This window comes from bacterium (genome assembly GCA_016716565.1).
Classification (GTDB): Bacteria; Bacteroidota; Ignavibacteria; order Ignavibacteriales; family Ignavibacteriaceae; genus IGN2.
In genome coordinates, this window is sequence record JADJWC010000003.1 from 98041 (window position 1) to 111041 (window position 13001).

At 35.5% G+C, this 13001-nt stretch carries 12 protein-coding genes and 1 pseudogene; 10 read left to right on the top strand and 3 right to left on the bottom strand.

The features are described 5' to 3' along the window. Window positions 1–44 precede the first annotated feature (44 nt). The 9 genes from IPM14_12555 to rpmA all read left to right on the top strand — a co-directional run bounded on the left by IPM14_12555 (window position 45) and on the right by rpmA (window position 7638). Window positions 45–884, top strand: a complete 840-nt coding sequence (locus IPM14_12555; protein ID MBK9098927.1) for a hypothetical protein — start codon at window positions 45–47, stop codon at window positions 882–884. Beyond that, entirely contained in the window at window positions 885–2066 is a 1182-nt protein-coding gene (locus tag IPM14_12560) for an exodeoxyribonuclease VII large subunit (protein MBK9098928.1), read from the top strand. 6 nt (window positions 2067–2072) lie between these two features. Continuing rightward, window positions 2073–2300 (top strand): exodeoxyribonuclease VII small subunit, encoded by a 228-nt coding sequence (xseB, locus tag IPM14_12565; GenBank protein MBK9098929.1) that lies wholly within the window; start codon window positions 2073–2075, stop codon window positions 2298–2300. A 30-nt stretch (window positions 2301–2330) separates the two neighbouring features. Continuing rightward, entirely contained in the window at window positions 2331–4250 is a 1920-nt protein-coding gene (locus tag IPM14_12570) for a 1-deoxy-D-xylulose-5-phosphate synthase (GenBank protein ID MBK9098930.1), read from the top strand. Beyond that, window positions 4250–5257 (top strand): Gfo/Idh/MocA family oxidoreductase, encoded by a 1008-nt coding sequence (locus tag IPM14_12575; GenBank protein MBK9098931.1) that lies wholly within the window; start codon window positions 4250–4252, stop codon window positions 5255–5257. Before IPM14_12570 ends, IPM14_12575 begins: the two co-directional genes overlap by 1 nt. A gap of 1 nt (window position 5258) precedes the next feature. Beyond that, window positions 5259–5948 (top strand): response regulator transcription factor, encoded by a 690-nt coding sequence (locus IPM14_12580; GenBank protein ID MBK9098932.1) that lies wholly within the window; start codon window positions 5259–5261, stop codon window positions 5946–5948. A gap of 25 nt (window positions 5949–5973) precedes the next feature. Then, window positions 5974–6966 carry a two-component sensor histidine kinase gene (locus IPM14_12585; GenBank protein MBK9098933.1) on the top strand — a complete coding sequence of 331 codons (993 nt, stop codon included), beginning with the start codon at window positions 5974–5976 and terminating at the stop codon, window positions 6964–6966. A 94-nt stretch (window positions 6967–7060) separates the two neighbouring features. After that, window positions 7061–7369, top strand: coding sequence for a 50S ribosomal protein L21 (gene rplU / locus IPM14_12590; GenBank protein MBK9098934.1), 309 nt, complete (start codon window positions 7061–7063; stop codon window positions 7367–7369). A gap of 14 nt (window positions 7370–7383) precedes the next feature. Then, window positions 7384–7638: a 50S ribosomal protein L27 gene (rpmA, locus tag IPM14_12595; GenBank protein MBK9098935.1), complete on the top strand. Its 255-nt coding sequence runs from the start codon at window positions 7384–7386 to the stop codon at window positions 7636–7638. A gap of 74 nt (window positions 7639–7712) precedes the next feature. On the opposite strand, the pseudogene mdh reads toward rpmA, so the two are convergent. The 3 genes and pseudogenes from mdh to IPM14_12610 all read right to left on the bottom strand — a co-directional run bounded on the left by mdh (window position 7713) and on the right by IPM14_12610 (window position 11130). Next, window positions 7713–8678: pseudogene (gene mdh / locus IPM14_12600) on the bottom strand (malate dehydrogenase). Between the two features lie 109 nt (window positions 8679–8787). Next, window positions 8788–9198: an ATP-binding protein gene (locus tag IPM14_12605; protein ID MBK9098936.1), complete on the bottom strand. Its 411-nt coding sequence runs from the start codon at window positions 9196–9198 to the stop codon at window positions 8788–8790. A gap of 51 nt (window positions 9199–9249) precedes the next feature. Continuing rightward, window positions 9250–11130, bottom strand: a complete 1881-nt coding sequence (locus IPM14_12610; GenBank protein MBK9098937.1) for a hypothetical protein — start codon at window positions 11128–11130, stop codon at window positions 9250–9252. Between the two features lie 207 nt (window positions 11131–11337). Here IPM14_12610 and IPM14_12615 point away from each other — a divergent pair, with 207 nt between their 5' ends. Continuing rightward, window positions 11338–12954 carry a glycosyltransferase family 39 protein gene (locus IPM14_12615; protein ID MBK9098938.1) on the top strand — a complete coding sequence of 539 codons (1617 nt, stop codon included), beginning with the start codon at window positions 11338–11340 and terminating at the stop codon, window positions 12952–12954. Window positions 12955–13001 lie beyond the last annotated feature (47 nt).

Sequence of the window (13001 nt, forward strand, 5' to 3'; positions counted from 1 at the left end):
TTTCATATAGAAAAAAATCATAATTATACTCTCATTCATCCTCAATGAAAAAATCCATCTTACTCTGGCTGATCGCATTTGTTCTTACTGTTCTGACTGCAGTTTATCAAAGAATGACGGGTCCTACATATCCAATTACCGGTGAAGCGGAAATCGGGAATGAAATTGTTAATTATAAGCTGGACAGAAGTCATGGAGGTGAAGGCGATCATCAAATTGATATTGGGATCAAAGAAGAAAATATTAACGGATTTCTTGTCTGGAAAAGATATAAAACGAACGATGACTGGACGAAAGTTGAAATGATCAGACAGAATGGAAAATTAGTGGGCTATCTTCCGCATCAACCACCTGCAGGAAAATTAATATATCACGTCATCTTGCAGAAGAATAAAGAATCAATTGTAATTCCTGAAAAAGGAGAAGTCATTATCAGGTTTAAAGGTGATGTTCCTGCTGGATTTTTAATTCCTCACATCATTTTTATTTTTGGGGCGATGCTGCTTTCCACAAGAACCGGACTTGAATATTTTAATGAAGGAAAAAAGTTTAAACCATTAACCATCTTCACTTTTATTTTTGTAATTATTGGCGGATTCATTTTTGGACCGATTGTTCAGAAATATGCGTTCGGTGAATTCTGGACAGGATTTCCTTTTGGACACGATCTAACTGATAATAAAATTCTTGTTGGTTTTATCGGATGGCTGTTTGCACTTATTGCAATTTATAAATTCAAAAATCCAAAACGATGGAATGTATTCGCTTCAATCCTGATGTTTGTAATATTTTTAATACCTCACAGTGTTCTTGGCTCAGAGCTTGATTATAATGAGCTTGATGCAAAAACAAATATTGAAAATCAATTTAATCCAGGTGAATAATTGGTCAACCAAATTCAAATATTAACTGTATCAGAATTAACAAAAGAGATTCGGAGAACTCTTGAAGAAAATTTTGAGCAGGTTTCTGTGATCGGTGAAATCTCAAACTTCAAAGCGCATATTTCTGGTCATTGGTATTTCAGTTTAAAAGATGCAGATGCAGTAATCAATTGCACGATGTGGAAAGGATTTAATCAATATGTCTTCTTCACGCCGCAGGATGGAATGAAAATAATTGTGAGCGGTCGTCTTACAGTTTATCCTCCAAGAGGAAGTTATCAGCTTGATATTCGTTCAATGAAACCAGCAGGTCTTGGTGAATTGCAGGAAGCTTTCGAAAAATTAAAAAAGAAACTTGAAGCAGAAGGATTATTTGATGAAAAATTTAAAAAACCAATCCCAACATTCCCGAAGAAAATTGGCATTGTAACTGCAATTGATGGTGCTGCATTCAAAGATTTGATAAGCGTTGCTGAAAGAAGATTTCCTCTTGTTGAAATTGTAATTGCTCCAGCAAGAGTTCAGGGCAGCGGAGCTGCCGAATCTATTGTTAACAGCATTAAACGATTGAACCAAAAACCGGATATTGATGTTATAATTATTGCCCGAGGAGGAGGCTCGATTGAAGATTTATGGGCTTTCAATGAAGAAATTGTAGCAAGGGCTATTTTCAAATCAAGAATCCCGATAATTTCCGGTGTGGGACACGAAGTTGATTTTACCATCGCTGATTATGTTGCTGATCTTCGTGCACCAACACCTTCTGTTGCAATGGAATTAGCAACTCCTGATGTGAGTGAGATTCAGAATTTTGTTTTACAGTTTTTATCAACATCATTACAAACTATTGATCAAATTATCGATGACAAAAAGGAAGATGTTGCCGCTTTCTCAGGATCGTATGGTTTTAAACTTCCAATGGACATGCTCGCTCGAAAAAATCAGCAGGTTGATTCTGCAGTTTCAAAAATAAATCATAACATCCGGAAGCATTTAATGATTTACGATAACAGAATTTCCTTGCTTGCCAAATCACTTGAATCATACGATGTTCAGAGGGTTTTGAAGCGGGGTTTTGTTTTAGTGAAGCAGAACTCTAAATTTGTTACAAGGGCTTCAGTTTTTAATAAAGAAAATAAAGCTCACTTGAAATTTTATGATGGGGAAATAACGACCCGTTAAATCTTTATGACAAAGAAAAAAGCAAAAAGTAATTTTGAACAGGATTTCTCACGACTTGAAGAAATAAGCCGTATTCTTGAAGAAGATAATGTAGAATTGGAAGAAGCAATTTCTCTTTTTGAAGAAGGAGTGAAACTTTCAAAATCATGTTTGAAAACATTAAAAGAAGCTGAGCTAAAAATTACCGAGCTTAAAAGTGAGCTTGGCAAAATAACTGAAGCAGAAGAAGATTAATTTGGTATAGCAAGGAGGATTATCCTTTAAATGAATGATGAACAAAAATATCCGGTTCTTTCAAAAGTAAATTATCCCTCAGATATCCGTCAGCTTTCATTACCGCAATTGAAGCAGCTGTGCACTGATATTCGCGAATATATGGTTGATACTATTTCTGAAATCGGTGGACATTTCGGCGGCGGACTCGGTACGGTTGAACTGACAGTAGCTATACATAAAGTATTCAATACTCCGCACGATCTTGTTGTCTGGGATACCGGTCACCAGGCATACCCGCATAAAATTCTAACAGGAAGAAAAGAAGCCTTAAATAAAATTCGTCAGTTGGGAGGCATCAGCGGATTTTTAAAACGCTCCGAGAGCGAGTACGATGCATTCGGTGCGGGACATGCTTCTACTTCAATATCTGCTGCATTGGGAATGGCGACAGCAAAAGAACACACTAAAGTCGATAAAAAAGTTGTTGCAGTTATTGGTGATGGTGCAATGACAGGTGGTATGGCATACGAAGCAATGAATAATTCAGGTGTATTGAAAACTGATCTCATCGTTGTGTTGAATGATAACAATATGTCCATTGCTCCAAATGTTTGGCAGATATCAAATTATTTTACGGAAATGATATCTCATCCCGACTACAATAAATTCAAAGGACAAATCTGGGATCTGACAGGTAAACTTGATCAGTTCGGAGACAGAATGAGAAAAATTGCTGTCAGACTTGAGCATGGAATTAAAGCAGTTATAACTCCGGGTATGCTTTTCGAAGCATTGGGCTTTAGATATTTTGGTCCTGTCAATGGTCACAATCTTCACCAGACTATTAAAATATTCGAGCAGGTAAAAGATTTAAAAGGTCCAATTCTGATCCACGCAATAACACAAAAGGGCAAAGGATATAAACCGGCTGAAAGTCACATTCAAAGACTTCATGCATCAACTCCTTTCGATAAATTGACAGGTCAAGCTCATAAAAAAGCAAATGAGCCTGTTGCTTACACAAAAATTTTCGGTAATTCTCTTGTTGAAATCATCGAGAAGAATCCAAAGGTAGTTGGAATCACTGCTGCTATGCCTGATGGAACCGGACTTGATATTCTGAAAGAAAAAATTCCATCAAACTATTATGATGTTGGTATAGCAGAAGAACATGCCGTAACATTTGCTGCGGGACTTTCTACGCAGGGAATAATTCCTGTTATTGCTATTTATTCAACATTTCTGCAGAGAGCGATCGATCAGATAATTCACGATGTAGCTCTTCAAAAATTACACGTTGTTTTTGTTCTTGACAGAGCAGGATTGGTTGGCGCAGATGGTCCAACCCATCATGGAACATTCGATCTAGCTTACTTAAGAATAATTCCCGGAATGGTGATAATGGCTCCGAAAGATGAAGCCGAATTACGGAATATGGTTTACACTGCCATTGAACATTGTGAAGGTCCGGTTGCTGTTCGATATCCGAGAGGTTCTGCCCTCGGGGTAAATCTGGAACCAGGTTTTAGAAAGATTGAAATCGGCAAAGCGGAAAAGCTGACAGATGGAGATGATATCGCAATACTTGCTGTTGGTTCGATGGTTAACTATACTCAAAAAGCCGCTGCATTACTTAAAGAAAATGGTATTAATGCTGAACTAATTAATATGAGATTTATAAAGCCACTTGATGAGCAAATGCTTGACGAGGTTGCCGTTAAGCATGAAAAGATTGTTACTATCGAAGAGAATAATCTGCCCGGTGGTTTTGGTTCTGCAGTTTCAGAATATTTCATTGATAAAAATTATAAGAATGATTTTCTTCGCATTGGCATTCCCGATAAATTCATCGATCACGGAACACAAGCTGAACTTCATAAGCAAATTTCGATTGACCCAATGGGCATCGTATCACAGATCACATCATTCCTGAAAAATACCAAGTCAACCGAGAAAGTATCTTACTAATGGAAAAAACGAAAGTTGCTGTCGTTGGACTTGGAAGTGTTGCACAAATGGTTCATCTTCCTAACCTGATGAAAATCAAAAACGCAGAGGTAACTTCTGTAGCGGAGATAAATAAAAACCGATTGCATTCTGTTGCAGATAAATATAACATTAAGAAAAGATATACTAACTATACCGATCTGCTCAAAAACAATGAAGTTGATGCAGTTATTATTTCAACACCCACTCATCTTCACAAACAGATGGCAATTGATTGTCTGAATGCTGGTAAAGATGTTCTTGTTGAAAAACCACTTGCCCGAAACAGTGAAGAGGGTAAAGCAATCGTTGATTGTGCGATTAAGAATAACAGAAAACTTATGGTTGGAATGAATTTGCGTTATAGACCAGATTGTATGTTAATAAGGAGTCTTATTGATGCAGGTGATATCGGAAATCCTTTTTATATTAAGTGTGGATGGATAAGAAAGCAGAGCAGTTCCGAAAAATGGTTTAACAAAAGGGAAGAGGCCGGCGGAGGAGTGATTCTTGACCTTGGTGTTAATCTGATTGATTTAGCCCTGTGGTTAGCAGATTATCCGAAAGCATTATCAGTCTCAACAAAAAATTACTACCATCGTTCAGGCAAACTTGAGGATACATCAATCAGCTTTATAAGATGCGAAAAGTCGGTAACAATCAGTATTGAAGCGAGCTGGAGCCTATCTGAGGAGAAAGATATTTTTTATGCGAACGTCTACGGCACAAAAGGATCGATAGGTGCAAATCCTTTCAAACTTATAAAAGTTTATGACGATGAGCATATTGATCTCGGCTCAACTTACAATGATTCACCGACTGAGGCATTTAAAAAATCTTACCTGAATGAATTAAAAAGTTTTATCGGTGCAATTCGAGGACTTAATCCTATCTTTTCATCCGGTGATGAAGCAATTCAAATGCTGACTATTGCTGAATCGATGTATCAATCCGCCGAAAAGGATAAAGAAATTAAAATAGCATTCTAATATGACCAGAATTTTACTTGTTGATGATGAGCCGGATATACTTGAATTTTTGAAATATAATCTTGAGCAGGAAGAATTTGAAGTTTTAACGAGTACTAACGGTAGAGATGCGCTTAAAAAAATCACTCAGAAACCTGATTTAATAGTACTCGACATTATGATGCCGGAAATGGATGGTTTTGAACTTCAAAAGCAAATTAAAGATCACAAAGAGTATCAGCAAATTCCCATAATTTTTCTTACAGCTAAATCGGGTGAAACCGATGAAATTAAAGGGCTGGATCTCGGTGCAAGTGATTATATACAGAAACCAATCTCACCGAAAAAATTAATATCACGTATCAAAGCAAATTTGAGAAAGTCAGCTACTGATGACAAAAAAGCAAAACCAATTGCAGAGTTGAAAATCGGTCCTCTAATAATTGACGTAGAACAATTTATAATTAAAGTTGATAACAAGAAGAAATTTTTTCCAAGGAAAGAATTTCAGCTATTATACTTCCTTGCAAGTAATCCCGGTAAAGTAATGAACAGGGAAACTTTGTTGAAAGAAATCTGGGGTAATGATGTATTTGTTGTAGATCGCACGATTGATGTCCACATTAGAAAAGTCCGTGAAAAACTTGGCAAACATTCTGAAATAATTGAGACAATAAAAGGTGTTGGATACAGATTCAAACTCGACCAGTAAATTCTTTTCTTACCTATCATCCTCCCTGGTTTACTACAGAGAGTTTTTATTCTTTAACGTACTTTTTATTGCAGTTATATTTTTACTCACATGGGATATATCATTACTTCCGGCATCAATTATTTCAATTATCGTTATTGATGTTTCGGCACTTTACCTCATTGGAAGACGTCGCAACAAAGAACTTGATGAAATAAAAACCATCATCAATAATATCAGGAAGAATAAATACAATAGTGAAGATGAGATACTGCTTGGCTCAAACCTTTTGTCATTACAAAAAGCAATCAAGAAAATGTTTAAGAAGGAAAAAAGCGATATAGAATATCTTCAGCGGTTGCAGAAAATGAGATCGCAATTTCTTGCGAATGTTTCCCACGAATTGAGAACTCCAATATTCGCAATACAGGGTTACATTGAGACTTTATTGAACGGTGCTATAAATGATAAAAATGTGAATATGCACTTTCTCCAGAAAGCGAACCAGAATACAATTTCGTTGAGCAATTTATTAAATGATTTGATTGACATTTCAATGATTGAATCCGGTGAGATGAGAATGAGCTTTAGATACTTCAAGATTAACGATCTCATCAGCCAGGTTGTTCAAGAGAATAAACAGGCAGCGGAATCGAAAAACTTATCACTGATTTTCTATCCGGCAAAAGATGATCTGGAGGTATTCGGTGACAAGGAAAAACTGAAACAGGTTTTAGTCAATTTGATTCTTAATGCAGTCAAATACACTGAAAAAGGAAAAATTGAAGTTCTTGTTGAAGAGGAAATAAAACACGCAAAAGTAATTGTGAGAGATACAGGAATCGGCATTCCCGAAAATTATCTGGACAGAATATTTGAAAGATTTTTCCGTATCGACAAAGCTCGTTCTCGTGCTGAAGGAGGAACCGGACTTGGATTAGCGATTGTCAAACATATCATTGAAGCTCATAATTCCAAAGTTACCGTGACAAGTATGGTTGGTCAGGGGAGTGAGTTCTCGTTTTTGCTCAAAAAATGAGTTATTTAAGCAAATTGTTTAACTCAGGGATTGACATAGAAGCCATCTTTACATAGATTTGTGCCTCAAAAATTTTAAAGATTAAAGGCTTATAATGTTTGCAATTGTAAATATTCTGGGTGACCAGATAAAGGTTCTTGAAAACAATAAATATTATGTTCCAAGATTAAAAGAGAAGGTTGATTCAGAAGTGACTTTTAGCTCTGTCCTTATGGGAGGAGATTCTAAAGGTGTTAAGATCGGAACACCGGAAGTTAAAGGGGCGAAAGTAACAGCCAGGGTTTTGGAACATATAAAAGATGATAAAATTATTGTTTTCAAGAAAAAGATTAGAAAGAGTTATAAGAAAAAAGCTGGTCACAGACAGCAGTACACAAAAATTGAAGTTTTAAAGATTTCGTAGAAGGGAATTAAGTCATGGCACATAAAAAAGGGCAAGGTTCAACAAGAAACGGAAGAGATAGTAATCCGCAGTATCTTGGTGTTAAAAGATTTGGCGGTGAGAAAGTTCTTGCCGGAAATATTTTGGTAAGACAGCGTGGAACAAAATTCCATCCCGGAGTTAATGTAAAGAAAGGCAATGACGATACTTTGTTTGCAGTTGCAGATGGTGTTGTTAAGTTTGAAGTTAAAAGAGGCAACCGAAAGTTTGTCAGTGTTTACGCTTCATAAATTAATTTTTAAATCTAATTAAAAACCCTCCAATCGGAGGGTTTTTAGTTTTAAAGATTTTTTAATGTTCTTATTTAGAAACCTAATCTTTCCATATCAGCAACAAGTCCTTTAACGGCATTAACTGAATTATCAAGCAATGCTTTTTCATCAGAGTTAAGATCAAATTCAATAATCTTTTCAACTCCCGCACTACCAAGAACTGCGGGAACACCAACATAATATCCTTTTACTCCAAACTCACCGTTTAAATAAGCACAAACAGGAAGCACACGCTTTTCATCGTAAATAATAGCTTCAGCCATTGCAATTGAAGCAGATGCTGGTGAGTAAAATGCTTAACCTGTTTTTAAAAGTTTTACAACTTCACCGCCAGCCATTTTTGTTCTTTCTACCATTGCATTCATAATTTCGGATGCTTTGGCTTTATCTTTATATTTTTTCTCGAGAAGTTCCATCACCGGAATTCCATTCACGTTTGCGTAACGCACAATTGGAACCATTGTGTCACCGTGACCGCCAAGGACCATTGCATTAACATCTTTAACTGATACTCCGAGTTCCCATGCAATGAAAGTTGAGAATCTTGAAGAATCGAGTACTCCAGCCTGTCCAATGACTTTACTTGCTGGAAACCCTGTTATCTTTTTATAAAGTGTAACCATTGCATCGAGAGGATTTGAGATAATAATTGCTATAGAATTCGGTGCATGCTTTTTAACATTCTCCGCAACTGTTTGCATAATTTTAGCATTCGTTACCAAAAGATCATCTCTGCTCATGCCTGGTTTGCGGGGTAAACCTGCAGTAACAATTACGATATCGGAACCATCAATATCTTTATAATCATTGGTTCCTTTAAGAGAGATGTCAAAGCCATCTATCCTTGATGCTTCAACAATGTCAAGTGTTTTTCCCTGAGGCATATCCTCAACAATATCGTATAAAACGACATCACCAAGTTGCCGTAACGCAATTAATTGAGCGAGAACACCACCTATTTGGCCTCCTCCGATTATTGAGATTTTTTTTCTGCCCATTTTTTTACTCCCTGAATTAATAAAGTTGATATTAACAAAAGTTAAAATAAACAAAAAAGATAATAGGTGATAATTGGTAGAGAGATTAGAAAAAAGATTTGGTGAATGCTTATAAGTTCAGAATCAGAATTGTTTCCATTCCTGAAGGCGTGATATTATACTTTACTTCACTCATATAAACCTTCATTAGGAATACGCCGCGTCCGGAATCTTTTAAGAGATTTTCTGGCTCAGTTGGATTAGGAAGTTTTGAAGGATCGAAACCTTTGCCTTCATCTTTTACTTTTACGATTAGTTTAGAATTTTCGATGTGAGCATAAATTTTTACGAGCTTGTTAATATCACATTTATTTGCGTGAATTATAGCATTTGTAGTTGCTTCAGTCACTGCAAGCAGCAATACCGAGAGCTGTTCATCAGACAAGCCAAGATCCTTCGCAAAATAATTTACAAACTCTTCAACTGTTATGAGGTTGTTCGGATCGCTTTCTATTTCTAATTGGTAATATGGTTCGGGCAAAACGGTTTATAATTTTAGTAATTAAGTTGGGTGAAAATTTACCTTGAATAGTTAAAAATTCCAATTCATGGATAGAAGAAAATTGAATCGTTCTCTATTCACATTTGTATTATCTGAAATGAACTCGTACCAGGTATTTAATTTTAAGTACAACATTTTTGTCCCGATCATAATTTCAAAAAGAGGGCCAATGCTAAGAAAATCTGAATCTGGGATACGCTCAGCTTCATTGTATCTGTAGGTATTAAGAGAAAAATATCTGAATCCTATTGCGAAAAGTGAATTGTTTGAGACCAAACCTATTTTAGGATCAAAGAAGATTTCCTGTAAATATCTTAAAGGTCTTTCAGCAAAATTATCCCAGTCAAGTTCCGCCTGGCTGGTTAATTTTACATAACCGGTAACGAGGAAAGAAAAATTTTTGGCAAACCGATAGCTTGTGGAATCTGTTGCAGTAAATTGTCGGAAAGAAATGCTTCTCAGGTTTGATGTTATATCTTGAAAATCATAAACCGTATAATTTGCTGAGACTTCAAAGTTGTTCATCGAAGTGAACCTTTCACCTTTGTAATAGCCTCCGGCCGAAAATCTTAAAACGTGATTAGTATTGTTATTCGCACTTCTGCTTGCAAATAAATAAACTAGGTGACTTAGAGTTCCTTCCAGATTTGAAAAGAATTGAAAAAAAGGGGAGAGGTATCTTGTATATCTTAATCTCCCAATTGAAAGTAATTCGTCACGATCATCATCGTTCGCACTGCTCGGAGTATCATATTTCAACTTGCTGTGAAACAGACTTAATGATATCTGATCTTTTTTAGATAAGCGATAGTTCCCAATTAATGAGATGGTAGTTCTGTACGAATTATTGTTTTTTCTTCCTTCGAGCTCCGATCTCTGCTCAAAAAAACTTTCATTAATTCCCTCGAAGTTTTTTGTTATGTGCTTTTCATCTCTTTCAAAATAATTTGCACTGATTCCGATATCAGCAGATTCAGTTCTGTAAAACAAACCAGACTCAATTGCAATTCCCAATTCTTCAACCTGAGTGTCAAAAATAGAAGGAGATTGAATGCTGGTAGATTTGTATCTGGTTTGTCTATCTATTGTTCTGAAGTTTATCCGCCCTGCAAGCTGAAGTGAAAATAAATTCAGGAAATTGCTGTAGTCAATTCTGTCCTGCAGAAGAAAAACGGTCTCAGTTCTGCTTTCGATATTATTTGTTATGTCAAACTCAGCGGTTGTGATTGAATCGGCGGAGATATAAAAATCCTTCCGGTTATCACTGTATTTTGCATCAAGAAAATTTGTTACTTCATTATTGAAAGGACTCGTTACAAGCAAATCAAGATAACGGATTGAATTTTTTCTTGGAGATATATCTTCATTTTCAAATCTTAATTTTGAGTTTATATCAAAATCGGTTGGATAGAAATAATCAAGGTTTCCCTCAAAACCATAAATTGGTCCGGTGTCAATTTCATTCACCTGTCTATTATCAGAATATCCACCATAAGGAGTTAAAATTAATCCCCTTAAAAGTGATAACTCACTTAAGGTTATCGCATGATAGATTGTTGCTTCATTAATTCCGAGCTGTCTGTCATCTGAAACTATATTACTGCTGAGAGCAATTCCTTGCTTCCAATTGTTGTTAAATCTGTATTTCCCAAGTGCAAAAAGATATTCTTCGTCACGGATATTATTCTGACTGCTTTGTATTAGTGTAGATCGGTAATTCTGATTTACTTTATATTCAAACCTTCCAAACGAACCATACAGATCAAATCCTGTATTCAGATAATAGGTGTTCAATTGCTTATCAAAATTTGAAAACAATCTATTTAATGAGCTAACCGGGATAAAGTAAAGGGTAGAATCTACAGTAACCTGGGCATAAAGCATCTGTGAGAAAAGCAGAATAGTTCCCATAATAATCTGCAGTGAAATTTTTATTTGATTGACTATCACGCTTCTCAATAATTATTAGAAATTTAATTCGATTAAAAATAAGTACTTAAAGTTAAGCGATAAAATCAAAAAGGTACTGTTGAATAATGGAAAGTAACATTAAGCTATTAGAAAATTTACTTATATTTTGCAGTAACTATTTTCTATGGAATCTATTGACCACCACCTATGACAAAAACTAAATCTTCAAAGAAAAGTAAATCCAATAAAGAATCATCTTCTGATAAGAAAAAAACTCGCCGTAGTTTCGAAGAATTTATTTCTCAGAAGAATGTCGGTCTGATAATAGCTGTAATTTACTTTGTTGTTGTAGGAGTAATCAGTTTTGTGTTTCATAAGGTTGGTGACTACGGAATTGAAACCGACTTTTTCTGGGGATATGTACCAAGTGCAAAAAAGTTTCTTGCCGGTGAAATCCCGATGGATGCATTCCGAGGACCACTTTATCCGATGGTGCTTGGAATTGTTGGCTTTATTCTCGGTGATTTTTTTCGTGCAGGAATTTTGATTGCTGTGCTTTCTGCGTCCGTAGTTATCTATGTCTCTTTCGAATTGCTGAAGAAAATCTTTACACCGGTTGTATCATTTTTTGTAACACTTTTGCTTGCTGTAAATACTGTATTTATCCAATACTCATACAGTGCAGGAACAGATATGTTCTTCAATGCACTTGTGGCAGCAACACTTTATTTCTTTTTCAGAAAAAAAGAGCTGAGCTACAGAGATTTGATAATTGCAGCATTCATCGGAGGATTATCATATCTAACAAGATACAACGGAATCTTTCTGGCAAGCTTCATTTTTATTATTCTTTTTGTGAATTATTGGAAGATCGATTGGACAAGGCGGATAAAATCTGCATTGCTTTTTGGAATTGTTTTTCTGGTTACATTTTCACCATGGGGATTTTACTGCCTGAGTGAGAAAGGTTCATTCTTCTATAACGAGAATTATAAAAACATTGCCTATGAGGTTTACGGTAAAGGAAAAATGAGCTGGGATGATTTCTGGTTCAGCGGAAGAAACGATATAAATTCTTTAACTGAAGTGATAACAAAAGACACGGGCTTATTTTTTTCAACTGTAATTGGAAATATCTCAGACCATTTCGTAAAAGATATGAAGCGGCTGATAGAATGGCACAATGGCGTATTTGTGATACTTGGCTTCTTTCTGCTTTTAATTTCGAAGCCGCATAAAAGGTGGAGGGAAATAGACACTGGATATTACATAGTGAATTTATTTTTCTTTGCACTTCTTCTACTCGTTTTTTATAGTGAAAGGTTCTCCATCTTTTTAATTCCATCCTACTTGTTAATAGCAGTTCAGCCATTTTTTATTGAGAAATTTAAAATAGCAACAGTGATTCCTAAGCCATTAAAATATGTTCTGATGTTCACACTGGTAATAATCACATTCATCAACTCCTACTCTTTCAATAGTGAAAATATTAACTCGGGACCAACAGAACTTTTAGCATTAGGTGAGTGGTATCAAGCAAATGTTTCACCTGAAATGAAAGGCAAGACTGTTGCTGCAAGGAAAGCACATGTTGCCTACTATCTTGATATGGAATTCAGGTTAATGCCGATGGCAAATTCTTATGACGATTTTATTAATAAATTAAAAGAAAATAACGTCGATTATCTTTATTTTGGAATCGCTGAAGCTGGTTTGAGAAACGAATTTCAATTCCTGATTGATCCAAAAATAAAACATCCGGGTCTTGAAGTAGTTGTTTATTTTAATAATCCGCCATCTGTGTTATACAAAGTGATTAAATAATCTACTTGAAAAAATAGTTTAAAGAGTGCAAAGTTTACTTTGACAAT

Coding starts and splice junctions, on each gene's coding strand:
- IPM14_12555 (MBK9098927.1), top strand. CDS start 45: ATGAAAAAATCCATCTTACTCTGGCTGATCGCATTTGTTCTTACTGTT.
- xseB (MBK9098929.1), top strand. CDS start 2,073: ATGACAAAGAAAAAAGCAAAAAGTAATTTTGAACAGGATTTCTCACGA.
- IPM14_12570 (MBK9098930.1), top strand. CDS start 2,331: ATGAATGATGAACAAAAATATCCGGTTCTTTCAAAAGTAAATTATCCC.
- IPM14_12575 (MBK9098931.1), top strand. CDS start 4,250: ATGGAAAAAACGAAAGTTGCTGTCGTTGGACTTGGAAGTGTTGCACAA.
- IPM14_12580 (MBK9098932.1), top strand. CDS start 5,259: ATGACCAGAATTTTACTTGTTGATGATGAGCCGGATATACTTGAATTT.
- rplU (MBK9098934.1), top strand. CDS start 7,061: ATGTTTGCAATTGTAAATATTCTGGGTGACCAGATAAAGGTTCTTGAA.
- rpmA (MBK9098935.1), top strand. CDS start 7,384: ATGGCACATAAAAAAGGGCAAGGTTCAACAAGAAACGGAAGAGATAGT.
- IPM14_12610 (MBK9098937.1), bottom strand. CDS start 11,130: ATGGGAACTATTCTGCTTTTCTCACAGATGCTTTATGCCCAGGTTACT.
- IPM14_12615 (MBK9098938.1), top strand. CDS start 11,338: ATGACAAAAACTAAATCTTCAAAGAAAAGTAAATCCAATAAAGAATCA.